Source organism: Streptomyces sp. NPDC036813 (assembly GCF_055609245.1).
This window is the reverse complement of the sequence record NZ_JBVJPV010000001.1, coordinates 91,415-116,650: the sequence shown is the minus strand read 5'-3', so window position 1 is coordinate 116,650 and position 25,236 is coordinate 91,415. Positions and strand designations below refer to the sequence as shown.

Genomic DNA, 25,236 nt, shown 5'->3' with positions numbered 1-25,236 from the left:
AGGTCCGGGACAGGCCCTGGGGGGCGCACGGGGGCATTGGCGCCGACACCAGCAGGGTGGTGCTTGCCTTCACCGCCAGGCGGACGAACATCCCTTGTGTTGCAGACGCGCACGAAAGGGATACGCCATGAGAGCCGCCGCCCTCTGCTCGGCCGCCGGGTCGCTGCTGCTGACCGCCCTGGCCGCCGCCCCGGCCGGCAGCGCGCCGGGCGTACCACCGGCCGTGCCACCCGCACTGGCCGGGACCACCGCCCGGGCCGCCGACACCCGGGGCGCCGTGACCGCGCGGGCGGAACGCGCCGCCGAGACCCGCGGAGTGGTGGTGGCGGCCGCGCGGGCCGCCGCGCGCGGCATCGACTTCGGCGCCTGCTCGGACGCGTCCGACATGCCGGGGAGCATGCAGTGCGGCACCGTGACGGTCCCGCTCGACTACGCCCACCCCGAGGGCCTGCAGATCAAGCTGGCGGTCAGCCGGGTCCAGGCCACCCACCGCGACCCGCGCAACAGCAAGCGGCGCGTGCCCCGCCAGGGCTCGCTGGTCTACAACCCGGGCGGACCCGGCGGCGACGGGCTGTACTTCCCGCTGGTCGGCCTCACACCGCAGTGGAAACGCATCGCCGCCGCCTACGACCTGATCGGCTACTCGCCGCGCGGAGTGGGCCGCTCCGCTCCCCTGTCCTGCCAGGACCCGGGGCACTTCCTCAAGGCCCCGTCGCAGGCGCCGACGTACCCCTCCGCCGCGTACAAGCAGGAGCGGATCACGCAGGCGAAGGCTTACGCGCGCGGGTGCGCCGAGCGGGCCGGCAGCGCGCTGGCGCACTACACCTCGCTGAACAACGCCCGCGACCTCGACGTCATCCGCGCCGCGCTGGGCGAGAACCGGCTGACGTTCCTGGGCGCCTCCTACGGCACCTACTTCGGCGCGCTGTACGCGACGCTGTTCCCCTCGCACGTACGGCGGATGGTGTTCGACTCGGCGGTCAACCCCGACCCGACGAAGATCTGGTACCGCGACAACCTCGACCAGTCGGCGGCGTTCGAGGGCCGCTGGGCGGACCTGCGGGAGTGGATCGCCCGGCACCACGACGTCTACCGGCTCGGCGACACCCCCGAGAAGGTGCTCGCGAGCTACGAGCGGGCCGCGACGATGCTGGCCGCGAAACCGGCCGGCGGGAAGGTGGGCCCGGCGCAGTTGCAGAACGCGTTCCTGCAGGCCGGGTACTTCGACGACTACTGGCCGCAGCGGGCGCACGCGCTGTCGGCGTATCTCAGGGGTGACGCCGAGCCGCTGATCGAGCAGGCGGCGCCGGTCACCCAGGCGGCGGCCGAGGCGGAGAACGCGAGCGCCGTCTACACGGCCGTGGAGTGCAACGACGCGCCGTGGCCGACCGACTTCCGCGTCTGGGACCGGGACAACACACGGCTGGCGCGGGTGGCGCCGTTCGAGACGTGGGACAACGTGTGGGCGAACCTGCCTTGTGCGTACTGGCTCGCGCCGCGTCAGCGGGTTCTCGATGTGCGGACCGGGCCCGGTGAGTTGCCGCCCGTGCTGATCCTCGCCGCTGAGCGGGATGCCGCGGCGCCTTATGAGGGGGCGCTGGAGTTGCAGCGGCGGCTGTCGGGGTCCGTGCTGGTGACCGAGCGGGACGCCGGGACACACGGGGTGGCCGGGGGGCCCAACCAGTGCGTCAACGGATACCTGGAGGCGTATCTGCTCGACGGGCGGCTTCCCGTGCGGCGGGCGTCGTGCGCGCCGCACGCGGAGCCAGAACCGACGGTCGCTCCCTGACGCCGGGTGCGGGGCGTTCGTGGCTGGCCCCGCTCACGCGGCGGAGCCGCCTGTCGAGCAGCGCCCCACACCCTTCGGGGCGCGGGGCGCACCCGGCGCCCGACGGGGCAGCCTTACGCCAGGCCCGCGATGAGGTCGCTGATGTCCTTGCGGCGGCCCGTGAAGAACGGGACTTCCTCGCGGACATGCATGCGGGCCTCCGAGGCGCGCAGGTGGCGCATGAGGTCGACGATGCGGTACAGCTCGTCCGCCTCGAAGGCGAGGATCCACTCGTAGTCGCCCAGCGAGAACGAGGCGACCGTGTTGGCGCGCACGTCCGGGTAACCGCGGGCCATCTTGCCGTGGTCGGCGAGCATGCGGCGGCGGTCCTCGTCCGGCAGCAGGTACCAGTCGTAGGAGCGCACGAACGGGTAGACGCTCACGTAGTTGCGGGGCGTCTCGTCGGCGAGGAACGCCGGGATGTGCGCGCGGTTGAACTCGGCGGGGCGGTGCAGCGCCATGTTCGACCAGACCGGCTCGAGGGCGCGGCCCAGCCTGGTGCGGCGGAAGAGGTTGTACGCCTCCTGGAGCTGGTCGCTGGTCTCGGCGTGCCACCAGATCATGAGGTCGGCGTCGGCGCGCAGGCCGGACACGTCGTACGTGCCGCGGATCGTCACGTCCTTCGCGGCGAGCTGGTCGAACAGCTCCTGGACCTCTTCCGCGTAGCCGGCGCGGTCCTCGGGCAGCACGTCCTTCAGCTTGAAGACGGACCACAGCGTGTAGCGGATGACCTCGTTGAGGTCCTTGGCCAGCTTGCCCTTGTTCGGAATCCGGTCAGGGGCAGTGGTGGGGGCGTCGTCACTCATGGCCCTATTCTCCCGCTCCGCTGTGCAGGCTCTGCACCGGGTGGGCGGTGAGCTCCTGCACAGCCCGAAGATCGCCGCCGAGCTGGTCGACGGCGGCGTACGCGCTCGCGATGCACGCGGGGATGCCGACGCCGTCGTACTGGGCGCCGCAGACCGCGAGGCCGGGCAGGCGGGAGACGTGCTCGCGGACGCGGGCCACGCGCGCGTGGTGGCCGACGGGGTACTGGGGCAGGCCGTCGTCCCAGCGGGTGACGCGGGTGGCGAGCGGGGTGGCGTCGAGCCCGGTGGCCTCCTTGAGGTCCTGCCGGGAGACCTCGACCAGCTCGGCGTCGTCGCGCCGGAGGATCTCCGTCTCGCCGTGCCGGCCGACCGAGGTGCGCAGCACGAGCACCTCGGGGTCCTCGTCGGCGATCCAGCCCCACTTGTTCGACGCGAAGGTGGACGCCTTGATCGTGCGGCCGTCGACCGGCGGGACGAGGAAGCCGCTGCCGTCGGGCAGCCGGGTCTCGGCGCGCCGGTAGGCGAGGGTGATCAGGGCCATGGAGGCGTACTCGATCGTGCGCAGCTCGGCGGCGGCCTGCGGGGACTCGGCGGCCAGCAGGCGGGCGGCGGCGGGTGCCGGGACGGCGAGGACCACGGCGTCCGCGTGCAGGGTCCGCTCGCCGGCCGTGACGCGCCAGCCGCCGGGTTCCCGGCGCAGCTCGGTCACGGGCGTGCCGGTGGTGATCTCGCCGCCGCGCGCCCGTACCGCGTCCGCGACCGCGAGCGGCAGGGAGCCGACGCCGCCGGCGATGCCCATGAACACGGGCCCGGTCTGCTGGTGCGCGGCGGCCCTGGCCTGGATCTCGCGGACGGCCTCGGTCAGTGAGGTGTGGGTCCGCGCGGCCTGGAAGAGCTGGGGGACGGCCGAGCGCAGGGAGATGCGGTAGGCGTCACCCGCGTAGACGCCGCCGAGCAGGGGCTCGACAAGGCGGTCGACGACCTCGCGGCCGAGGCGCTGCGCCACGTACTCCCCCACCGCCACGTCGTCGCCGACCTCGGTGCGCGGCAGCTCGGCGTCCCGCTCGATGCGGGCCAGGCCCTCGTCGGACAGGACGCCCGCGAGGGCGGAGGCGGTGCCGGGGACGCCCATGACGTGGCCCTTGGGCATGGGGCGCAGGGCGCCGCGGGTCCAGATCGAGGCCGTCGCGGTGGACGGGGGCTGGAGGCGGTCGGCGAGGCCGACCTCGCGGGCGAGGTCCACGGCCTCGGGGCGGCGGGCGAGCATCGACTCGGCGCCGAGGTCGACGCGGACGCCGGCGATCTCGCCGGGCAGCAGCTTGCCGCCGACCCGGTCGGAAGCCTCCAGGACGGTCACGCGGGCGCCGCGGTCCAGCAGCCGGTGGGCTGCGGTCAGCCCGGCGATCCCGGCTCCGATGACGACGACCTGCTGCGTACCCGTTGCGCTCATGTCCCCACTCTCTCAAACGCCACTGACAGCGCCGGTGTCCGGGCCGAGTCCGGACCGTGACCGCTTCGGAACCGCCTACCGCGAACGCCGCACCCCGCCCGGGCGTCGAAGGAGCGTTCCGTTTCGATGACCCGGGGGGTTCGACCCTGATGCGCTCACGACACTCCGTACGACGGCCCGTGCCCGTCCTGGCCGGCCTGCTGCTGGCCGCCGCGCTTGCCCTGACCGGGTGCGGCGGCGCCGGCGACGCGGGCGACGCGAAGAGTGATACCGCGGCCGGTCCCGCCGCCGGGCCGCAGGACGCCGCCGGTTCCGCTCAGGCGGCGGACAGCGCCGCGGGTGACGCCCGAGGGGCCGGCGACGGCGCCCGCAGGGCCACCGCTCCGCCGCAGCCGACCGCGGACCGGATCATCCGGACGGCCACACTGACCGTGCAGGTCAAGGATGTGCCCAAGGCCCTCGACGGGGCGCGGACCGCCGCGGAGAACGCGGGCGGTTACGTCGGCGACGAGACGACCACCCGGGACGAGGACGGGGGCGAGCAGACGCGTGTGGTGCTGCGCGTGCCCGTCGAGAAGTACGACACGGTGCTCGCCGCGCTCCAGGGCGCGGGCCGCCTGATGGAACGCGAGTCCAAGGCGCAGGACGTCACGGACCAGGTCGTCGACGTGGAGAGCCGGATCCGGTCGCAGCGGGCCAGCGTGGCGCGGGTGCGGGAGCTGATGGACCGGGCGACCAAGCTCAGCGACGTGGTGGAGCTGGAGGGTGAGCTGAGCCGCCGGCAGGCCGATCTGGAGGCGCTGCTGGCACGGCAGGCGTCGCTCAAGGACCGCACGAGCCTGGCGACGATCACGCTGTCGCTGCACGAGAAGCCGGTGCCGAGCACGCACGAGGACGAGGACTCCCCGGGCTTCGTGGACGCGCTGGCCGGCGGCTGGGGCGCGTTCGTGACGATGGTGCGCTGGATCGCGGTGGCGCTGGGCGCGGCACTGCCCTTCCTCGCGGTGGCGGCACTGCTCCTGGTGGCCTGGCTGCGGCTGGTGCGACCCCGGCTGAGGAACCGCGGGCAGGACTGAAATGCCCTGTGCGTCTAGCGTGTTCGCATGACCATGACGGGTGTGGCACGGGGTGCGCGAGAACGACTGGTGGTGATCGGCGGCGACGCCGCGGGGATGTCCGCGGCGTCGCAGGCCCGTCGGCTCAAGGGGCCGGACGAGCTGGAGATCGTGGCGTTCGAACGCGGCCATTTCACTTCCTATTCGGCGTGCGGCATCCCGTACTGGGTCGGCGGTGACGTCGCCGAGCGGGACGAGCTGATCGCCCGCACCCCCGAGGAGCACCGGGCGCGCGGCATCGATCTGCGCATGCGGACCGAGGTCGTGGAGATCGACGTGGCCGGGCGGCGGGTACGCGCGCGTGACGTGGACTCGGGGGCCGAGTCGTGGACGTCGTACGACAAGCTCGTGATCGCGACCGGGGCGCGGCCGATCCGGCCCCGGATGCCGGGGATGGACGCGCCGGGGGTGCACGGCGTGCAGACCCTCGACGACGGGCAGGCGCTGCTCGACACGCTGGCACGCACGCGTGGGCGGCGCGCGGTGGTCGTCGGCGCCGGGTACATCGGCGTGGAGATGGCCGAGGCGCTGATCAACCGCGGGTACGAGGTGACCGTCGTCAACCGGGGCAGCGAACCGATGTCGACGCTGGACGCCGACATGGGCCGCCTGGTGCACGAGGCGATGGTGGGCCTGGGCATCACCATGGTCGACGACACCGAGGTCACCAAGGTGCTCACCGGGGACGACGGCCGGGTGCGCGCGGTGGCCACCGAAACCGCGGAATTCCCGGCGGACGTGGTGGTGCTCGGCATCGGCGTGCGCCCCGAGACGACGCTGGCGCGCGCGGCGGGCCTGCCGCTGGGGCGGCACGGGGGGCTGCTGACCGACATGTCGATGCGGGTGCGCGGGCACGAGGACATCTGGGCCGGCGGCGACTGCGTCGAGGTGCTCGACCTGGTCTCCGGGCAGGAGCGGCACATCGCGCTCGGCACCCACGCCAACAAGCACGGGCAGGTCATCGGCACCAACGTGGGCGGCGGCTACGCCACCTTCCCCGGTGTGGTCGGCACGGCGGTCAGCAAGGTGTGCGATCTGGAGATCGCGCGGACCGGACTGCGGGAAAAGGACGCCCGCAGGGCCGGCCTGCAGTTCGAGACGGTGACGATCGAGTCGACGAGCCGTGCGGGCTACTACCCGGGTGCCTCCCCCATGACGGTGAAGATGCTCGCCGAGCGCCGCACGGGCCGTCTCCTCGGGGTGCAGATCGTCGGCCGCGAGGGCGCCGCCAAACGGGTGGACATCGCGGCGGTGGCCCTCACGGCCGGCCTGACGGTGGAGCAGATGACGGCGCTGGACCTCGGTTACGCGCCGCCGTTCTCCCCCGTGTGGGACCCGGTGCTGGTGGCGGCGCGCAAGGCGGCGCGGGCGGTGGGGCAGCCCACCTGAGGGGCCCGGGGCCCGGTTCCCTGGGGGCTCCGCCGCGAGGAACGGTCCCACCCCGCGACGTCCCTCAGGCCGTTGTGCTGATCCTCGGCAGCGCAGACACCGCCGCGGCCGGCTGTTCACCGGCCGGCTTGGCGTGCGCGGCGACGGGCCGGGACCGCAGCCGGTGGCTCACCGCCTCGTCCAGCGTCACCGGCCGCTGCGCCTGGGCGGCCAGCCGCCCCGCCTCCTGGCCCAGCCGGGCGACGTCCTCCCAGGGCAGCCGGAGCACCACGGCCAGTTCCGCCTCGCCGTCGGGCAGCGCGTGCATCGCGGGAGTGACTCGGTCGTTCATCTGTGTGTCCCCTCGTCGGCCCCGCGGCGTGCCTTCCCCGCACCGCGGGCGGTTGAGCAGACATACGCGGGAACGAGCGCGCACGTTCACCGATTCGCCCGCCGCTGCGCGGGCAGTAGTGTCACGTGGTCATCCCCGTCCATGACGTGAACCCCGTGCGCCGCACCCCCTGGGTGACGTACGCGCTGATCGCCGCCAATGTCCTCGTGTTCCTCTTCACGCCCGGCCTCGCCGGGTCCGTGGCGGGCGAGAGCAGCCAGGCGCAGTTGTGCCATCTGCACGCGTTCCTGGATCACTGGGCGGCCGTGCCGCGCGAGCTGATCCACCACCAGATGCCGCAGCTGGTGCCGACCGGGGACGTGGGCATCGGCCCGCACGGTCCTGGCTGTGTGATCGCTCCTCCGCACTACGGCAAGTCGCCCGTGCTGAGCGTGTTCACGGCGATGTTCCTGCACGGCAGCTGGCTGCATCTGCTGGGCAACATGCTGTTCCTGCTGATCTTCGGCAACAACGTCGAGGACCGCATGGGGCACGTGCGTTTCGCGCTCTTCTACGTCGTCTGCGGCTACGCGGCCGGCTACGGCTTCGCCCTGCTCAACTCCGGCTCCGGGGACCCGCTGATCGGCGCGTCGGGAGCGATCGCCGGGGTCCTCGGGGCGTACCTGGTGCTGTACCCGAAGGCCAGGGTGTGGGTCCTCGTGCCCTTCCTGATCTTCCTGCCGCTGCGGCTGCCCGCCTGGCTGGTGCTGGGCTTCTGGTTCGTGCTCCAGGCGGTGTACTCCGCCGGCGAGGGCGTCTCGGCGGCCGGCACCGTGGCCTACGCGGCGCACGTCGTCGGTTTCCTGGCGGGCATGCTCGTCGCCCTGCCGCTGCGCCCGGGCACCCCACCGCCGCCGGAGCCGCGCGGCCTGCTGTTCGGCAGGAACGCGCGGCCCCGTCAGACGTGGTGAGCGCCCGTCAGCGGGCGGTCTGCGTGTGGACGTACTCCACGAGCCGGGTGAGGGCGTCGGGGTCGGTGGACGGCATGACGCCGTGACCGAGGTTGAACACGTGGCCCTCCAGGGAGGCGGCCGAGTCCAGCACCTCGCGGGTCTTGGCCTCGACGGCGCCCTGCGGGGCGAACAGGACCGTCGGGTCGAGGTTGCCCTGGAGCGCCTTGCCGGGGCCGACGCGGCGCGCGGCCTCGTCGAGCGGGACGCGCCAGTCGACGCCCACGACGTCCGCGCCGGCCTCGCCCATCAGTCCGAGCAGCTCACCGGTGCCGACGCCGAAGTGGATGCGCGGCACGCCGTAGGACTCGACGGCGCGGAAGACCTTGGCGGAGGCGGGCAGCACCGAGCGGCGGTAGTCGACGGGGGCGAGGGCGCCGGCCCAGGAGTCGAAGAGCTGCACGGCGGAGGCGCCGGCCTCGATCTGCACCTTCAGGAAGGCGGACGTGATCTCCGCGAGCCGGTCCAGCAGGTCGGCCCACAGCTCGGGGTCGCCGTACATCATCGCCTTGGCGTTCTCGTACGTGCGCGACGGACCGCCCTCGACGAGGTAGCTCGCGAGGGTGAACGGGGCGCCCGCGAAGCCGATCAGCGGGGTGGCGCCGAGCTCGGCGGTGAGCAGCCCGATGGCCTCGGTGACGTAGGGGACGTCCTCGGGGGTGAGGTCACGCAGCTGCGCGAGGTCGGCGCGGGTGCGGATCGGGTGCTGCACCACCGGGCCGACGCCGGGCTTGATGTCGAGGTCGACGCCGATGGCCTTCAGGGGCACGACGATGTCGCTGAAGTAGATCGCGGCGTCCACGCCGTGCCGGCGCACCGGCTGCAGGGTGATCTCGGTGACCAGGTCGGGCCGCATGCAGGAGTCGAGCATGCCGACGCCCTCGCGCACCTTGCGGTACTCCGGCAGGGAGCGCCCGGCCTGCCGCATGAACCACACCGGCGTGTGCGGCACGGGCTCGCGCCTGCACGCCTTCAGGAAGGCGCTGTCGTACGTCGCTGTCGGCTGCTTGCCCGAGGGGCTTCCGTTGGCACTCACGACGGCAAGTCTCGCATGGCGCACCAGGGCCGCCGCCCGCACCCGCCCCGCAACAGGGTGGGCCGACGAGGGGTGTCTTGCCCTGCGCGAGGGCCCGCTTCCCCTTACTCTTCCCCGCATGGCTGCGGCTCAGGGACGACTGTCGGACGGCGCTGACGGAATGGACGACGCGAGGGACACGGGGGAGGCACCAGGGGGGACGGCGGTTCCGCTGCCCTTCCGGGCCGCCGTCGACGCGCTGCGCACCGCGCGGCTGCGCCCCCAGGTGGAGATCGAGCCGACCCCTGCCCCGCAGCGGCTCGCGCCGTTCGCGTACGCGCTGGAGGCCGCGGTGGTCGACGGCGAGCAGGACCTGGCGGACGGGCGGCTGGTGCTGCTGCACGACCCTGCCGGGCACGACGCCTGGCGCGGCACGTTCCGGCTGGTGACGCTGGTGCGGGCGGAGCTGGAGCCGGAGATGGCCGCCGACCCGCTGCTGCCCGAGGTGTGCTGGTCGTGGCTGACCGGGGCGCTGACGGCACGCGGCCTGGCTTTCGGCGAGCCGAGCGGCACCGTCACACGGGCGGGCTCCCACTACTTCGGGGGGCTGTCCAGCCGTCCGCCCGCGTCGCAGATCGAGATCCGCGCCTCCTGGACGCCCCGGGAGGGGCTCGGTGGGGTGCCGGACACGGCGGCGCATCTGGCGGCCTGGTGCGATCTGCTGGCCCAGGTCGGAGGACTGCCGCCGGCCGGTCCCGGCGACGCGTCGGTGGTCACGCTGCCGCAGCGGCGGGGGCCGCAGTCGCGCTGAGCCGCGCTGCGTCCTGCTGCCTTCTGCTGCTCGTATTGCGTCCTGCTGCGTCCTGCTGCTCGTGCTGCGTCGGGCTGAGCTGCGCCGAGCCGATTCGCGCCGAGTCGCGCCCAGCCGCGCGGAGTCGCGCTGAGTCCCTCCTCTCCCGGCCGGTGACTCGGCCCCCCTCGGTTCACCCACGGAACGGGTTTGCGGTGCCCGCTTGACCGTCACTTTGTCGATACGGCCACTTTCAGTCACGAGAACCACTCGAACGAACCGATTCGTTCACCGAACGATCGACCGCATGTCCGAATTGCACAGATTGTTACTCACTAAATCGTGATCTTTCTCTAAAGGGCCCGGGCTTCGCTGCCGAAGACGACTGTGACCTTGAAAGCCGTCCCGCCCCTCAGGAGGCCTGGTGTCCGTTCTCCTCGAGCAGCCCTCAAGCCTGGTCGCCTACCGTCCGAACAAGCCCACCGCCATGGTCGTCGTCGCCGACCCGCGCGTCCGTTCCACCGTCACCCGCCACCTGTGGGCGCTCGGCGTCCGCGACGTCATCGAGGCCTCGTCCATCGCCGAGGCCCGCCCCCGAGTCGGCAACCCCAGAGACATCTGCGTCGCCGACGTCCACCTGCCGGACGGCTCCGGCCTCACCCTGCTGTCCGAGACCCGCGCCGCGGGCTGGCCCAACGGGCTCGCCCTGTCCGCCGCGGACGACATCGGCGCCGTGCGCAACGCCCTCGCGGGCGGAGTCAAGGGCTACGTCGTCACCGGCACCCGCACCGCCGTCGGGCTCCCCACCCGGCCCGGTGCCGCTCCCATCGGCGCGGCCGCCGCCCGCCTCCACCGCCGCCCCCCGGGTGCCCCGAGCCACCCGGGCGGCTACCGCGAGCTGTCCGGCCGCGAGGTGGAGGTGCTGCGGCTGGTGGCGGAGGGCCAGTCGAACAAGGCCATCGGCGTGTCCATGGGCCTGTCCGCGCTGACCGTCAAGAGCCACCTCGCCCGCATCGCCCGCAAGCTGGGCACGGGCGACCGCGCCGGGATGGTCGCCGTGGCCCTGCGCACCGGCATCATCCACTGACCGACCCCGACCGATCGTGCACCGCTCCCGCCGCACCGATCACCCTCCCCGGCCGCACCGATCATTCACCGGCGTGAACGGGACCGCCCCCCGCTCCCGGACCACGCCCCCAGCGGATCGTGAACCCGGCATGACAGCCAGCTGACCGGTTTACGACCCTTCGGCGCCCGTCGACGGAACGTTCCGTCGACGGGCGCCGTCCATGCATGGATACCCTTGACACGTGACCGACGCCCACGACACCGCAGCAGACACTTCACTGCGAACCACCGGAGGCGCCCCTCCGGACGACGGCGGATCTTCTGCTACGGAGGCGCCGATCCCATTGCTGGAGCCCCGCGAGGGCATTCCGCCCGTCGTCGCGGACCCCTCGGCGCTCGCCGAAGTGGTCGCCGCCTTCGCGGCCGGCTCCGGACCGGTCGCCGTCGACGCCGAGCGCGCCTCCGGCTACCGCTACGGCCAGCGCGCCTACCTCGTCCAGCTGCGCCGCGAGGGCGCGGGGACGGCCCTGATCGACCCCGTGGCCTGCGGCGACCTGTCGGAGCTCGGCGCGGTGCTGGCCGGCACCGAGTGGGTGCTGCACGCCGCCACCCAGGACCTGCCGTGCCTGCGCGAGATAGGCATGGTGCCGACCAGCCTGTTCGACACCGAGCTGGCCGGCCGGCTCGCCGGCTTCCCGCGCGTCGGCCTCGGCGCGATGGTCGAGAACGTCCTCGGCTTCAGCCTGGAGAAGGGCCACTCCGCCGTCGACTGGTCCACCCGCCCGCTGCCCGAGCCCTGGCTGCGCTACGCCGCCCTCGACGTCGAGCTGCTGGTCGACCTGCGCGACGCCCTGGAGAAGGAGCTGGAGCGGCAGGGCAAGCTGGAGTGGGCCCGCCAGGAGTTCGACGCGATCGCCTCCGCCCCGCCGGCCGAGCCGCGCAAGGATCCCTGGCGGCGCACGTCCGGCATGCACAAGGTCCGCCGCCGCCGGCAGCTGGCCGTGGTGCGCGAGCTGTGGCAGGCCCGGGACCGGATCGCGCAGCGCCGCGACGTCTCGCCGGGGAAGGTGCTGTCCGACGCGGCCATCGTGGAGGCGGCGCTGGCGCTGCCGTCCAACGTGCACGCGCTCGCCGCGCTCAGCGGCTTCGGGCACCGCGTGGGGCGGCGCCAGCTCGAGCAGTGGCAGGCGGCCGTCGACCGGGCGAAGGCCCTGCCGGAGGCGGAGCTGCCGCAGCAGGGGCAGCCGGTGACCGGGCCGCCGCCGCCGCGCGCGTGGGCGGAGAAGGACCCGGCGGCCGCGGCGCGGCTGTCGGCGGCGAAGGCCGGGGTGTCGGCGCTGGCCGAGCGGCTGAATCTGCCGCAGGAGAACCTGATCACGCCGGACACGGTGCGGCGGGTCTGCTGGGAGCCGCCCAAGGCCGTCGACGCGGATGCCGTCGCGGCGGCGTTGGCGGGGTACGGGGCGCGGGCCTGGCAGGTGGAGCTGGTCACGCCGGTGCTGGTGGAGGCCCTGTCCGCCTAGTCGCCGGGGCCTGTGCGTCGGACGGCGGCTGCGGGAGCATGTGGTCGCATGGCGGCCGCGGGGGCGTGGTGGTTGCTCGCGCCCACGCGGCGGTGGCCGCGCATCGACACGGCCCCCGCGTCTCTTCGGGGGCGCGCACCCCTCGGGCTGCAGCGAATACGCCGTCGGGATCTCGCCAAGCTCGGCCCTCTAGCAGTCGCCCCTCGGTGTGACCTTCACCGCTCCGGTCGTGGGGACTGGGCAGCTACGTTACTCATAAGTAGCATGGGGCTGAGCGCGCGCTCAGTGCATGCGTGCCGCAGCAGTGCCACCCCGCACCCTGGAGGAGAGCCATCGTGCCTCGTACCGTCAGGGACGTCGTCTTCGTCGACGGCGTCCGCACCCCGTTCGGCAAGGCGGGCCCGAAGGGCATCTACCACGAGACCCGTGCCGACGACCTCGTCGTGAAGGCGATCCGGGAGCTGCTGCGCCGCAACCCCGGCCTCGACCCGAAGACGATCGACGAGGTCGCCATCGCCGCGACGACGCAGATCGGTGACCAGGGCCTGACCATCGGCCGCACGGCCGGCATCCTCGCGGGCCTGCCGCAGTCCGTCCCCGGTTACTCCATCGACCGCATGTGCGCCGGCGCCCTGACGGCCGTCACCTCGGTCGCCGGCTCCGTCGCCTTCGGCGCGTACGACGTCGCCATCGCCGGCGGTGTCGAGCACATGGGCCGCCACCCGATGGGCGAGGGCGTGGACCCGAACCCGCGCTTCGTGAGCGAGAAGCTGGTCGACGAGTCCGCCCTGTTCATGGGCATGACCGCGGAGAACCTGCACGACCGCTACCCCTCGATCACCAAGCTGCGCGCCGACGAGTACGCCGTGCGCTCGCAGGAGAAGGCCGCCAAGGCCTACGCCAACGGCAAGATCCAGGCCGACCTGGTGCCGATCTCGGTGCGCCGCACCAACCCCGAGGGCGGCGAGACGGGCTGGGGCCTGGTCACCGCCGACGAGCCGATGCGCCCGGGCACCACGCTGGAGAGCCTCGCGGGCCTGAAGACGCCGTTCCGCGTGCACGGCCGGGTCACCGCGGGCAACGCGGCCGGTCTGAACGACGGTGCCACCGCGTCGGTCATCGCGAGCGAGGAGTTCGCCCGCGAGCACGGCCTGCCGGTCAAGATGCGCCTGGTCTCCTACGCCTTCGCGGGCGTGGAGCCGGAGGTCATGGGCTACGGCCCGATCCCGGCCACCGAGAAGGCCCTCGCCAAGGCGGGCCTGTCCATCTCGGACATCGGCCTGTTCGAGATCAACGAGGCCTTCGCCGTGCAGGTGCTGGCCTTCCTCGAGCACTACGGCATCGCCGACGACGACGCCCGCGTCAACCAGTACGGCGGTGCCATCGCGTTCGGCCACCCGCTGGCCTCCTCCGGCGTCCGTCTGATGACGCAGCTGGCCCGCCAGTTCGAGGAGCAGCCGCACGTCCGCTACGGCCTGACCACCATGTGCGTCGGCTTCGGCATGGGCGCGACGGTCATCTGGGAGAACCCGCACTTCGACGGAGGCGACAAGTGAGCACCACCGCTGAACTCCTGAAGGGCGCGGCCGAGCTGTTCCCGGACGAGGTCGTCACGCAGGCGCACGTACGCCACTTCGACCTGCCGCTGGGTGCGGGCCGCTTCGCCCTGATCACCCTGGACAACGGCCACGACCACACCAAGCCGACCACCTTCGGCCCCCAGTCGCTGGCGAACCTGAACACCGCCATCGACCAGGTCGAGAAGGAGGCGGCCGAGGGCGCGATCGTCGGTGTCGGCATCACCGGCAAGCCGTTCATCTTCGCCGTCGGCGCCGACCTCAAGGGCGTCGAGCTGCTGAAGGAGCACAAGGACGCGCTCGCCATCGGCAAGGGCGGCCACGACGTCTTCAAGCGGCTGGCGGGCCTCGCGGTCCCGACCTTCGCCTACTACAACGGCGCGGCCATGGGCGGCGGCGTCGAGGTCGGCCTGCACTGCACCTACCGCACGGTGTCCGCGGCGCTGCCGGCGTTCTCCCTGCCCGAGGTCTTCCTCGGTCTGGTCCCCGGCTGGGGCGGCTGCACGCTGCTGCCGAACCTGATCGGCGCCGAGAAGGCCGTCACGGTCATCATCGAGAACAGCCTCAACCAGAACAAGCAGCTCAAGGGCAAGCAGGTCTACGAGCTCGGCATCGCCGACGCGCTGTTCGAGGGCGCGGACTTCCTGGAGCAGTCGCTGATCTGGACGGCTGCCGTCCTCAAGGGCGAGATCGTCGTCGAGCGCCCGGCCGTCGACCGCGGTGAGGCCTGGGACCAGGCCGTCGCCAAGGGCCGGTTCGTCGCCGACTCCAAGGTGCACGGCGCGGCCCCCGCCGCCTACCGGGCCCTGGACATCATCGGCGCCGCCAAGAACGGCGACCTGCAGCAGGGTTACGACGCCGAGGACCAGGCGCTCGCCGACCTGATCATGGGTGGCGAACTGCGTTCCGGCATCTACGCCTTCAACCTGGTGCAGAAGCGCGGCAAGCGTCCGGCCGGCGCGCCGGACAAGTCGCTGGCCCGCCCGGTGACGAAGGTCGGCGTCGTGGGCGCGGGCCTGATGGCCTCGCAGCTCGCCCTGCTCTTCCTGCGCCGTCTCGAGGTGCCGGTCGTGCTGACCGACATCGACCAGGAGCGCGTCGACAAGGGTGTGGGCTACGTCCACGCCGAGATCGACAAGCTGCTCGGCAAGGGCCGTATCAACCAGGACAAGGCCAACCGCCTCAAGGCGCTGGTGACCGGCGTCCTGGACAAGGCCGAGGGCTTCGCGGACGCCGACTTCATCATCGAGGCCGTGTTCGAGGAGATGGGCGTCAAGCAGAAGGTGTTCGCGGAGGTCGAGGCGGTCGCCCCGGCGCACGCGATCCTCGCGACCAACACCTCCTCGCTGTCGGTGTCGGAGATGGCGTCGAAGCTGAAGAACCCCGAGCGGGTCGTCGGCTTCCACTTCTTCAACCCGGTCGCCATCCTGCCGCTGCTGGAGATCGTCCGCGGCGAGCAGACCGACGACGCCTCGCTGGCCACGGCCTTCGCCGTCGCCAAGAAGCTGAAGAAGACCGCGGTCCTCACCAAGGACGCCCCGGCGTTCGTCGTGAACCGCATCCTCACCCGCTTCATGGGCGAGATCCAGAACGTCATCGACGAGGGCACCCCGGTCGACGTCGCCGAGAAGGCGATCGAACCGCTCGGCCTGCCGATGTCCCCGCTGGTCCTGCTGGAGCTGGTCGGCCCGGCGATCGGCCTGCACGTCTCCGAGACGCTGCACGGCGCGTTCCCGGACCGCTTCAAGGTCTCCCCGAACCTCAAGGCGGTCGTGGAGGCGGGCAAGCGCGGCTTCTACGTCTACGACAGCGGCAAGCCCGAGCTTGACCCGGAGGTCGCCGCGCTGCTGAAGCAGGGCGATGTCGTCCTGACCGAGGAGCAGGTGCGCGCCCGTGTCCTGGACGCGGTGGCGCAGGAGATCGGCCTGATGCTCGAGGAGGGCGTCGTCGCCGAGGCCCAGGACATCGACCTGTGCCTGATCACCGGCGCCGGCTGGCCCTTCCACCTGGGCGGCATCACGCCGTACCTGGACCGCGAGGGCGTCTCGGAGCGGGTGAACGGCAAGAAGTTCCTGGCTCCCGGGGTCGCGTCGCTCCCGGCGTGACACCCGACAGCTGACGAGGGCCCCCGCGCTGTGCGGGGGCCCTCTTTGCGGTTTCTTACGGCGTGGTCGGCTCTCAGCCGCCGAGTACACCGGGTGTCGCCGGCAGCTCGCCGATGAGCACCGTGACCTGACCCCGGGTCAGGCGGCCCTCTCCGTCGTCGAGGGCATAGGCGAAACGGTCGTAGCCCGACTGGCCCGGGAACGGCGTGTAGACGACGGAGCCGTCGGGCTCCACGGTGGTGACGCCGCGCAACGCGGGTCCCACACCGACGAGTCGCACCCGCTCCCCCAGCCCGTGCGTCAGCCCGCGCAGCACTCCGGGGTAGCCGGGGGCCACCTGGAGCACCCGGCCCTGCGCGGGCAGGGAGGCGACCCGGTAGCCGTACTGCTTCACCGAATGTGTGCTGCTGGTGAGACTCGATCCGCCGTGGGCGATGATCCCCGCGCGCACCTGTGGGATGAGGAAGGCGCCCGGGGGCACATCGTGGTGGACGACCGCGGTGAACCGGGCGACGCGGGTGGCGCCCGCTTCCACGGAGGTGGCGTAGCGGTCGCCGGCCGGCAGCAGGCTGATGCCGGCGAGCCCGTCGACGCGGGTCACGCGCGCGAAGGGCTGCGTCATCACATAGCCGTAGTAGCGATGACCGGGGCCTGCGGGATGCAGGGCAACGGCGAAGCGGACTTTCTGACCCGGGATCAGCGGCAGGCTTGGATCGGCGTCGGCAGTGAGCTCCATGGTCAGCCGGATGTGTGGCGCATCGGGCTGGACGCAGTGCACCCGGGCGAGCGAGAACGGCTCGGTCTGCCGCTGTTCCTCGGTCACAGGGTGTCCCCCTGCCCCTTGGTCCGGCCCCGGAGCATGGCGGCGTGCTCTGCGTCGTCCATCCATCCCAGCGCGGTCGGCGGGAAGGTCGGCACGTCGAGTGCGGTGATCCAGTGCGGGGGCACGATCTGCCGGGCGGCGAGCTGATGGGCGACGAACCGGGCACAGGCGACGGCCCCTTCGGGCTGCAGGTGCGTGCTGTCCTCGATGCCCTCGGGATAGTTGGGGTGCCGGCCGGGGGCGAGGTACAGGAACAGTTCCCGGGTGCCCTGCGGCCCGAGCTGCGTCCACCACTCCAGGCTCTGGGCGTACAGGTCGATGTAGGGCGTGGCCGTTTCCACCGCGAGTTCCCGCATGGCCATCGGATACTCCGCGAAGACCTGCCCGAGGTTCCCGTGCTCGTCCCACGTGCAGCGCTCGTGTGAACTCACCAGGACCGGGTGGGCCCCCCGGTCACGGGCCCCGTCCACGAAGGCCCGCAAGTGGCGCTGGTAGTCGTGGAACGCCTCGGTGCGCCACTCCTTCTCCGGCATGTGGTCCCTCAGGCCGAACGAGGTGATCAAGTAGTCGTCCGGCCGCAGGTGGTCCAGGATCCAGCCGAGCCGGCCCCGTTCGGCGAAGGTCCGCGAACTGGCCCCCGCCCGGGCACAGTTCACGATCTCCACCGCGGAGGTGAAGAACAGCGGCAGCACCTGGCCCCAGCCCGTCATGGGCGCCCTGGAGACCTCGCGGGTGCAGACGCTGGAGTCACCGGCGACGAAGATGCGGGGGGTCCCGTCAGGCAGCATCGGTCCACCTCGTCGACGCGCTCACGTCCGGTTGCAGCGCACCGACGGGTCCGGCGGGGGCGAGTTCGGCCGCGGGGGACGCGCCGAGGGCCTCGATCGCCTCGTAGACCCGCTCGCAGTTGCCGCCGCCGCGGTGGTCGAAGAAGTTCTCCACGCGCTCCCGGTGCACCGGCTCCACCGTGAACCCTCTTTGTACGGTCGCGATGATCTCGTCGACAGCCTCGTCGACAGTGCGGCAGACGGGACCGAAACCGTCCTCGGAGAGGGTGAAGTAGCCGCGCTTGTAGTGGCGGCCGTAGAAGTCCTCCTCGTCGAACGGGACGTACACCAGCGGGATGCCCATGTAGGCCACGTCGAAGAAGACCGAGGAGTAGTCGGTCACCATCAGCGAGCACTCCTTCATCGCCTGCTGAACGTTGCGGGTCTGCGGGTCGGCCACGTGCATGGACGGCGAGGACAGCTGGAAGGTGTGCAGGTAGGGCCGGATCTCGTAGTGCGGGAAGAACTCCAGGTCGACGCCGAAGTGCTCAAGGGCCCGGCCCAGGCGCGGGTTCGCCAGCAGGGACCGGTAGAAGCGGTAGTACTCGGACTGCGTGAAGCTGGTGCGGGCGGGACCGGAAGCCTTCTTGTAGGAGGCGGTGACGATCCACTGGCGCCAGGTCGGCATCAGCAGGATGCGGGGACGTTCGGGACGCTCGCGCTTCAGTGCGTCGAACCGGGGGAGCCCCGCGAGGACCGCGCGGTCGCCGTAACCGGCCTCCAGCGCCAGGAACTCGCGCTCCTGCCGGCCGGTGGTGACGATCATGTCGTAACTGGTGATCCGCTGGTCGACACCGGTGGTGACGTCGTTGTAGATGATGCCGTGCTGCAGGAACACCCGCTGGTAGTTGACGAGTTCGCCGAAGCGGTGCAGGAACAGCACCTTCCGGTACCCCTTGGGCAGCAGGTAGGACTCGGAGTCGTACGAACCGATCAGTTTGGTCGCGTGCAGCAGGTACATGCGGTGCTTGAACGAGTCGAGCTTGATCACCTGCCCGTAGCGGGCGACCTTCGCGTAGTCGGCGGAGTCCCCGTCGATGACGTAGTAGACCTTGCGGCGCCTCCGGTTCGTCCGCATCCACTTGAAGAAGTGGTACGAGTTGTCCTGCGCCGTGTCGGAGCGCTCGCCGATGAGCCAGATCTGGCGGCCGTTCAGGAACGGGAAGGTGAGCCAGTACGCCAGACGCATCCGCCAGCCGGGATTGCGCAGCTTGAGGATGCGGAGTTCACGCTGCGTACGCCACAGGGTGTGCTTGAGGCGTGCTCCCACGCCGCGGTTCACCATGCGCAGGTTGAGGGCGTCGCGCGCGCCGATGGTCAGCATGTAGCGGTAGGCGCCGACCCGTCCCTGGCCCTTGAGCCGGTGCAGCGGCAGACGCGCCTTCATCACGATGTTGCGTTCCCGGCTGCCGTCGACGCGGTGCACCCGTAGCCGGAAGTCACCGACGCCGAAGCCTCCTTCGGCCAGCACGGTGGCGGGTATCTCCGCGTACCAGCCGGCGTACAGGTCGCGCTGGTTCCGGGCGTTCCACAGGTCACGGCGATAGATCTGCCGCAGGGGCACGGACACCTTGTTGTCCCGCGTCTGGTAGACGAACTCCAGGCGGTTGAGCAGGGGGCCGGTTATGTTCATGCCGGGGAAGGACATGCAGCCCTCGACGACCAGTACGTCGTCCCGGCTGCGCACGGACTCGACCACCACGTTGGGGTCGGCGACGCGTGCCGTCCGGGTGGCGAGGGATCCTCCGGGGAAGGTCCGGTAGAAGCCCTCGTCGTCGATCTCCACCGCGAGCGGCGCGGCTTCCAGGGCGGGTGCCGGGTCGCAGAACAGCTCGAAGTTGGCGCTCTTGGCGGCGTAGTGGTCGAGCTGCTGGGCGGCGTTGGTGGCGAACTCGAGGATGACGTCGTCGGGAATCTGCGCGTAGTGGCGGTGGATGTCCGCGAACATCTCGGCCAGCTGCGAGCGGTTCATGACGTTGCGGGCGTTGCACAGGAACCCCTTGTACGTGCGGGTCACGTACCGGTGGAACATGTGCCGGATCCCGTCGCGTTCCTCGGCGGTGTAGTTCAGCAGGAAGTGGTTCAGGCGCAGGTGGTCCCGGTAGTTCGCGGGCTTGCTCCACAGCGAGTCCATGATGGACGAGCCGTCGGGCCGGCCGCGGTAGTAGTACACCGGGGCATCGACCAGGCTGATGCGGTGGGAGCGGAGCATGGCCGGCAGGGTCAGCCACGAGTCCTCGAAGTGGACGCCTTCTCCGAACCGCAGACCGAGGCGGCGCAGCAGGTCGGTGCTGAACAGCTTGTTGCAGGCCGAACCGCTGAAGATCAGGTCGGGGGTGTCGGCGAGATCGGTGACCACCCGGTCGCCGTCGCCGAAGTACTTCTTCCAGGGACCGTAGGGCCGGTCGGGGAAGTTCACCAGGTCGCCGACGGCGATCTCGGAGTGGTCGCGGCGAACCGCCTGAAGCATCAGGTGCAGAGCGTCCGGGCCGAGGATGTCGTCGGAGTCCAGGAAGGTGACATACGGAGCCGTGACATGGGCGAGGCCGTTGTTGCGGGCGTTGCCCAGGCCGCCGTTCTGCTGGTGGACGACGGTGACGTTGGCGTAGTAGCGGGCGAAGTGGTCGAGCATCCGCGGGGTGTCGTCGGTGGCGCCGTCGTCGACGAGGATGACCTGGGTCGCCTCGAAACCCCGCTGCGCGGCGATGGAGCCCAGGCAGTCGTCCACGTACTTGGCGACGTTGTAGCAGGGCACGACCACGGCCAGCTCGAAGGGATGGGCCAGCGCGGGGATCGGGGGGTGGATCCGGTCCCGCCACCACATCCAGGGGGCGTTGGGGTCGTTCTGCTCGGACTCGAAGGTACGGCGACCGGCCGCGGACGAGCGGAAGGCGAGGTTGCCGCTGATGGTGCGGTAGCCCTCGAACTCCTCGTCGTCGCGGGTGAAGTCCATCCCGCGCAGGTCGATGTCGCGCACGTTCAGTGCGGAGCGGGAGCGGCTGCGGTTCCACTCGACGACGATCGACACGTTCCACACCGTGTCGTCGGCGGCGTCGTCTCCGAGCAGCATGGACAGGTCGGCGGTGCCGGTGAAGGTGACGTGGCGTTCATCGACGGAGACCTTCGGAACCGGGACGAGGACGTCCGACTTGGTGTGCCGGTTGCGCACGGCCAGCCGAAGGGAAAGGGAGTCGCCCCGGGCGATCCGGCCGAAGCGGTTGACGAGCTCGCCGGCGTAGGCCAGCTCGGTGCCGTCGAGCCGCCACTCGGTGAGCTGGGCGAAGAGCGGCACCTGGGAGACCGACGCGGCGGCGAGACCCAGTTCGGTGACGTCCAGCATGCGGCGGGCGCCTGGCAGGTGCAGGTGGTCGGCAGACCAGTAGACCCGGCCGTCCTCCTCCACCAGGTGGGAGGAGAAGACGCTCTTGCGCTGCGTGTAGTCCAGCGTGGTGAGGGCGGCTTCGATCTCCTCGTACCGCAGCAGGTAGGCGCGGACCCGGTCGACCGGGCCGCACATCTCGAACGCCTCCTCGCTGATGGAGAAGAGGTAGGAACTGACGACGGTGGCGAACCGCTGCTGGAACTCGGCGTCGCCCTCGGCGAGGGCCCGCATGTACAGGCGCAGGTCGTGCGAGAGGAACTTGGAGTCCTTGCGGACCTTCAGCGACCACAGGCCCCGCTCCAGCAGGAACGCGTCGGTGGCCCGGTGCACTGCGATGCGGTCGGTGATGCTGCGCAGCTCACCGGTGCGTCCCGTGATCGAGGAGCCGTCCGCCTCCCACATCCAGCGGTAGACGGGCTCGGTGATCACCGTGATGCCCCGGGCGAGGCAGCCCGCGAGGGTGGAGAAGTAGGTGTCCTCGTAGTAGACGCCCTCGGGGAACCACACGTCGGCCGAGCGCAGGAACTCCACGCTGTAGAGCTTGGCTGCGGCGATCGGGTCCGACAGCAGCGGCGGGAACTCCTCGAGGTTGGCCACCGTGCGGCCCAGGGCGTAGACCTCCGGCGCCCACGGTTCGGACTCCCCGGTGGCCCGGTTGACGCGCAGCGCCTTGCCCGCGGTGATGTCACTGCCGGTCTCCAGCGCGCTCTCGACGAGCCGCTCGCAGGCGCGGGGCGGCAGTTCGTCGTCGGCGTCCAGGAACATCACCCAGCGTCCGCCCGCCTGGGCGATGCCCCAGTTGCGGGGGGCGCCGACGCCGCCGCTGTTCTCGGGGCGGCGCAGCACGCGCACCCGGGGGTTGTTCCCGGCGAAGTTGGCGACGACCTCGAGGGTGCCGTCGGTGGAGGCGTCGTCGACGACAATCACCTCGACCAGCTCGTAGGTCTGGTTCACGGCGGACTGGAGGGCCTTGCCGATGGTGGTGGCCGCGTTGTAGGCCGGTATGACCACCGTCACCCAGTAGTTGTCGCCGTTGTGCACCTGCTGCATGGGAAGTCGTCCTGCGGTTGGCGTCATCGCGAGTTGTCCTGGAGCCCCGACGTCCCGAACGGCTCGGCGGAGGCCGCGTACCCGAACTGGGTGAGCGGCATGGTGTCGCCGGGCTGTCGGGGCACGTGCGGGAGTCCGTAAGGGACTTGGGTCAGGTCGTTCTCGCGGGAGGTGTCGTTCGGTTGCGGGTAGGGCCGGAAGCCGGGATCGTCGTCCGGTTCCGGGGCCCTGAAGCGCTCGTCGGCGAGCAGGGCCTCCTGTGCGGCCTGACGGTGGCGGCCGCGGTACAGGTGCGGAGCGATGGTGCCGGCGGTGGCCGGCGTGGGGTCGAGCTCCTCCATGACACGGGTGAAGTCACGGGTGGAGAGCCAGAACTTGTACATGATCACGAGCTCGAAGAGCATCAACAGGGCCGCGGAGACCACGGTGGTCATGAGGATCCGGCCGATCAGCGGGCCGACGATGAAGATGAACATCTGAAACTCGATGCCGCTGATCAGGTGGGGGCGGACCCGGGTGCGCAGCATCATCCGGCGGATGCGGGTGTACCACGGAAACTGCCCGCGGAACTGCTCGTGAAGGTCGACGACATTGTCGGCGCCGGCCTCCTGACGGAGAGTCTCCACAGGGGTGGCGGGGTTGTCGCGCAGCAGATCTTCCATGAAGACGATCTGGGGCGTGTCGGCCTGTACGGTGGTGTCGTGGGCCTGGTGCCTGGCGCGGGCGGCCTCGGCGCGGGCTTCCCGCTCCGCGTACTCCTTCGCGGAGCGCCGTTCCTCGGCGCGTTCCCGGGTAACCTTCTCGATCTTGGTGCGCATCGACTGACGCATCTTGTAGATCTGCAGCGCGTCGACGTAGCGCAGCATGTCGAGGAAGACCACGACGAGCGCGGCGAGCAGGAAGCGCTCGTCGTCCGTGCGCAGGAACTGACCACCCATCAACGCCAGTGCGCAGAACAGCACGCGGATGCGGTCGAAGACGTAGTCGAGCCAGCCGCCGAAGACGGTGCCGTTGCCCTTGAGCCGGGCGAGCTTGCCGTCGATGCAGTCGAGGATGAAGCTCAGGTGGTACAGCAGAGCGCCGATGAGCAGCGACTGTGTGTCGCCCTTGAGGAAGAAACCGGCCGAGGCCAGCCCGATGAAGAGCGCGGCCCAGGTGACACGGTTGGGCGTGATGAACCGGAAGCGGGCGAAGACGATCAGCATGCGCGTGGCCACGGGGTCCACCAGGAAGACGGTCCACCAGGCATCGCGCTTCTTGCAGGTCAGTTTTTGGACAGCCCGCAGCGACAGCTTGGCCATAACCCCTCGGTACACACAAGGCAGGACATATCGCCCTGTGGACGCACCAATGCACCGCAGGGATTCAAGAGATCGGACAGATATTCACACCTCGATCACATGAACAGCGTGAACTCTAACCAATCTTTAACTTGAATGTCGATCTGAATTGACCTGACGCACATCGCGATGTGGATCACATGGTGCTGCGTACAACCATTTGCAGCCTTCGCGGAAGACAACGACACGAGGCGTACCATCGGCCTTACGCGGCGTGAAGCCGCCGACTCCGCAGGCTGCCCGCGGGTGTCCGTCAGCCGACCGAGCGCCAGCTGCCCAAGGTGAGCGAGCCGGCCCGCTCGTCCCGGTGGGCGACCGTCAGGCCGGCACCCGGCGTACGGCATGCGACGCTGAGCCGGCCCGTTCGGTCGACGGCTACCGAGGGCGTGCCGTACGCCTCGCCGGCGATGTCCTGCCACCACACCCCCGCGTCCGGCCGCCCCTCGGGATGAAGACCCACGGAACCGGCGCCCGCGGATCCCGTGCGCGCCAGCACCGTGTACGCCCAGCCGTCGACCTCCACGGGCCGTGCGGCCGCCACGGGGCCGGTGCCCCCGGCATCGCCCAGCGGGCACGGGGCCGGGGCACCCGGGGCCCAGACGAACGCCTCATTGGTATGGAATTCGCGGTAGCACACGGTTCCGGGTTCCGCTCCCGGCGCCAGGGTCCCGGGCCGGGCGGCGAACGGCACCGTCCGGTCCTCCGTCCAGGCGCCGTCTGCGCGCTGGTACCACCTGACGACCGCGGCAGTGTCGCGCGCCCGCGCGAACACCTCGACCGTGCCGTGCGCGGACGTCACCGCGACGAGGTCGTCGGCGACTCGGGTGCCGCCGAGGTGGTGCCAGTTGGTCACGGTGCCGTCGACCGACCGGCAGCGGTAGCTGACGCTGTGTCCGAAGTTGCGGACGAAGACGAACAGACTGCCCGCGGCGTCGAAGGCCGCTGCGGGGAAACCGATCTCCCGCCCCTTGCGCCAAGCGGCGACGTTCGGACCTCCGAGCGAGAGCCACGGCGTCAGCGGCCGATCCGTGCCGTACTGGGCCGCGTGGACGACCTCGACGTCCGCGCCGCCGTCGGCACGGGCGGTCCGGCGCAGTCCGAACAAGTGGGGGAAACCGTGCGCATCGGACACCACGCACAGGCCCGGCAGCAGGCCTGCGCCCTCCACCGCCTGCGGTCCACGCCAGGCGTCGCCCGGCGCCTCCTGCCACCACCGCACCACACCGCCCACCGTAGGGACGAAGGCGGTCAACCTGCCGTCGAATCCGGTCGACAGCCAGTTCACGGGCTCGGGGTAGCGCCGGCAGGAGGCGGCCCCCAGCGCCGGGTCCGAGCCGGCGCGGTGGCAATCGGCGAACAGTGGCCGGCCCGTCTCCCGCTGCCAGGCGCGAGCAGCCGTCAGCGCTTGCGCCGCTGTGTCCGCGTGCGCCGCCGGCACGTCGTACGACGGCACACCGCTCGCCTCGTCGACGGCGACGTGCACGGGGTCGGGGTCCAGCGTGTGCAGCCGCTCCGGCTCGATCTCCCGCAACGCGCCGAGCAGCGCCGTGACCTCGTCACCGGAGCCGGCGCCCAGTACGCGTACGCCGCCGAGCGGCCGGCAGCCGCGTTCGCGGGCCGCCGCGAGGGCGCGGTCGAGCGCCGTACGCGTCTCCTTGCTCCCCGCCCGCATGCAGACAACCGCGATCCGCGCACCGAGCGGCTGCAGCGCGACGAGCGGCACCGCGTCGCCGGGTTCAGGAACGACGACGGCGACCGTCTGCCCGGTCGCCGGCGAGTCGGCGGCGGCTCCCGGTCGGCGGTCGGTCCTTCGCGTCATGCCCTCACG

At 71.4% G+C, this 25,236-nt stretch carries 18 protein-coding genes; 9 read left to right on the top strand and 9 right to left on the bottom strand.

Features of this window, described 5'->3' with window-relative positions:
- Window positions 1-127: 127 nt before the first annotated feature.
- The gene (locus tag ACZ67Q_RS00415) at window positions 128-1,789 is read left to right on the top strand and encodes an alpha/beta hydrolase (RefSeq protein WP_471174637.1); all 1,662 of its coding nucleotides are present in this window, start codon (window positions 128-130) and stop codon (window positions 1,787-1,789) included.
- Between the two features lie 113 nt (window positions 1,790-1,902).
- Here ACZ67Q_RS00415 and hemQ read toward each other — a convergent pair whose 3' ends face one another.
- A complete protein-coding gene (gene hemQ, locus ACZ67Q_RS00410; protein ID WP_471174635.1) occupies window positions 1,903-2,634 on the bottom strand; it encodes a hydrogen peroxide-dependent heme synthase in 732 nt (243 codons plus the stop codon).
- A 4-nt stretch (window positions 2,635-2,638) separates the two neighbouring features.
- The gene (hemG, locus tag ACZ67Q_RS00405) at window positions 2,639-4,084 is read right to left on the bottom strand and encodes a protoporphyrinogen oxidase (protein WP_471174633.1); all 1,446 of its coding nucleotides are present in this window, start codon (window positions 4,082-4,084) and stop codon (window positions 2,639-2,641) included.
- 149 nt (window positions 4,085-4,233) lie between these two features.
- Here hemG and ACZ67Q_RS00400 point away from each other — a divergent pair, with 149 nt between their 5' ends.
- Together ACZ67Q_RS00400 and ACZ67Q_RS00395 are read left to right on the top strand one after the other, a co-directional pair.
- Complete coding sequence (locus ACZ67Q_RS00400; protein ID WP_471174631.1) at window positions 4,234-5,160, top strand: DUF4349 domain-containing protein; 927 nt, start codon at window positions 4,234-4,236, stop codon at window positions 5,158-5,160.
- A 33-nt stretch (window positions 5,161-5,193) separates the two neighbouring features.
- The gene (locus ACZ67Q_RS00395; protein ID WP_471175953.1) at window positions 5,194-6,588 is read left to right on the top strand and encodes an FAD-dependent oxidoreductase; all 1,395 of its coding nucleotides are present in this window, start codon (window positions 5,194-5,196) and stop codon (window positions 6,586-6,588) included.
- Between the two features lie 64 nt (window positions 6,589-6,652).
- Here ACZ67Q_RS00395 and ACZ67Q_RS00390 read toward each other — a convergent pair whose 3' ends face one another.
- Window positions 6,653-6,919, bottom strand: coding sequence for a hypothetical protein (locus tag ACZ67Q_RS00390; RefSeq protein ID WP_471174629.1), 267 nt, complete (start codon window positions 6,917-6,919; stop codon window positions 6,653-6,655).
- Window positions 6,920-7,044: 125 nt separating this feature from the next.
- Here ACZ67Q_RS00390 and ACZ67Q_RS00385 point away from each other — a divergent pair, with 125 nt between their 5' ends.
- A complete protein-coding gene (locus ACZ67Q_RS00385; protein WP_471174627.1) occupies window positions 7,045-7,869 on the top strand; it encodes a rhomboid family intramembrane serine protease in 825 nt (274 codons plus the stop codon).
- 7 nt (window positions 7,870-7,876) lie between these two features.
- Here ACZ67Q_RS00385 and hemE read toward each other — a convergent pair whose 3' ends face one another.
- Window positions 7,877-8,944, bottom strand: a complete 1,068-nt coding sequence (gene hemE, locus ACZ67Q_RS00380) for a uroporphyrinogen decarboxylase (protein ID WP_471174625.1) — start codon at window positions 8,942-8,944, stop codon at window positions 7,877-7,879.
- A gap of 118 nt (window positions 8,945-9,062) precedes the next feature.
- On the opposite strand from hemE, the gene ACZ67Q_RS00375 reads away from it, so the two are divergent.
- The 5 genes from ACZ67Q_RS00375 (at window position 9,063) to ACZ67Q_RS00355 (ending at window position 15,986) form a co-directional block, all read left to right on the top strand.
- Complete coding sequence (locus ACZ67Q_RS00375) at window positions 9,063-9,734, top strand: DUF3000 domain-containing protein (protein ID WP_471174623.1); 672 nt, start codon at window positions 9,063-9,065, stop codon at window positions 9,732-9,734.
- A gap of 403 nt (window positions 9,735-10,137) precedes the next feature.
- On the top strand, window positions 10,138-10,800 hold the full coding sequence (locus ACZ67Q_RS00370; protein WP_361624703.1) for a helix-turn-helix transcriptional regulator: 663 nt from the start codon (window positions 10,138-10,140) through the stop codon (window positions 10,798-10,800).
- Between the two features lie 223 nt (window positions 10,801-11,023).
- Complete coding sequence (locus tag ACZ67Q_RS00365) at window positions 11,024-12,304, top strand: ribonuclease D (RefSeq protein WP_471174620.1); 1,281 nt, start codon at window positions 11,024-11,026, stop codon at window positions 12,302-12,304.
- A 335-nt stretch (window positions 12,305-12,639) separates the two neighbouring features.
- Entirely contained in the window at window positions 12,640-13,860 is a 1,221-nt protein-coding gene (locus ACZ67Q_RS00360; RefSeq protein WP_471174618.1) for a thiolase family protein, read from the top strand.
- Entirely contained in the window at window positions 13,857-15,986 is a 2,130-nt protein-coding gene (locus tag ACZ67Q_RS00355; protein WP_471174616.1) for a 3-hydroxyacyl-CoA dehydrogenase NAD-binding domain-containing protein, read from the top strand. The genes ACZ67Q_RS00360 and ACZ67Q_RS00355 overlap by 4 nt, the downstream gene beginning before the upstream one ends.
- 73 nt (window positions 15,987-16,059) lie before the next feature.
- Here the strand turns inward: ACZ67Q_RS00355 and ACZ67Q_RS00350 are convergent, their stop codons facing one another.
- The 5 genes from ACZ67Q_RS00350 to ACZ67Q_RS00330 all read right to left on the bottom strand — a co-directional run bounded on the left by ACZ67Q_RS00350 (window position 16,060) and on the right by ACZ67Q_RS00330 (window position 25,227).
- Window positions 16,060-16,809, bottom strand: a complete 750-nt coding sequence (locus tag ACZ67Q_RS00350; protein WP_471174614.1) for an Ig-like domain-containing protein — start codon at window positions 16,807-16,809, stop codon at window positions 16,060-16,062.
- Entirely contained in the window at window positions 16,806-17,597 is a 792-nt protein-coding gene (locus ACZ67Q_RS00345; RefSeq protein WP_471174612.1) for a rhamnogalacturonan acetylesterase, read from the bottom strand. Before ACZ67Q_RS00345 ends, ACZ67Q_RS00350 begins: the two co-directional genes overlap by 4 nt.
- On the bottom strand, window positions 17,587-22,068 hold the full coding sequence (locus ACZ67Q_RS00340; RefSeq protein WP_471174610.1) for a bifunctional glycosyltransferase/CDP-glycerol:glycerophosphate glycerophosphotransferase: 4,482 nt from the start codon (window positions 22,066-22,068) through the stop codon (window positions 17,587-17,589). Before ACZ67Q_RS00340 ends, ACZ67Q_RS00345 begins: the two co-directional genes overlap by 11 nt.
- A gap of 23 nt (window positions 22,069-22,091) precedes the next feature.
- The gene (locus ACZ67Q_RS00335; RefSeq protein WP_471174608.1) at window positions 22,092-23,369 is read right to left on the bottom strand and encodes a CDP-alcohol phosphatidyltransferase family protein; all 1,278 of its coding nucleotides are present in this window, start codon (window positions 23,367-23,369) and stop codon (window positions 22,092-22,094) included.
- A gap of 292 nt (window positions 23,370-23,661) precedes the next feature.
- Entirely contained in the window at window positions 23,662-25,227 is a 1,566-nt protein-coding gene (locus tag ACZ67Q_RS00330) for a PLL family lectin (RefSeq protein WP_471174606.1), read from the bottom strand.
- Window positions 25,228-25,236 lie beyond the last annotated feature (9 nt).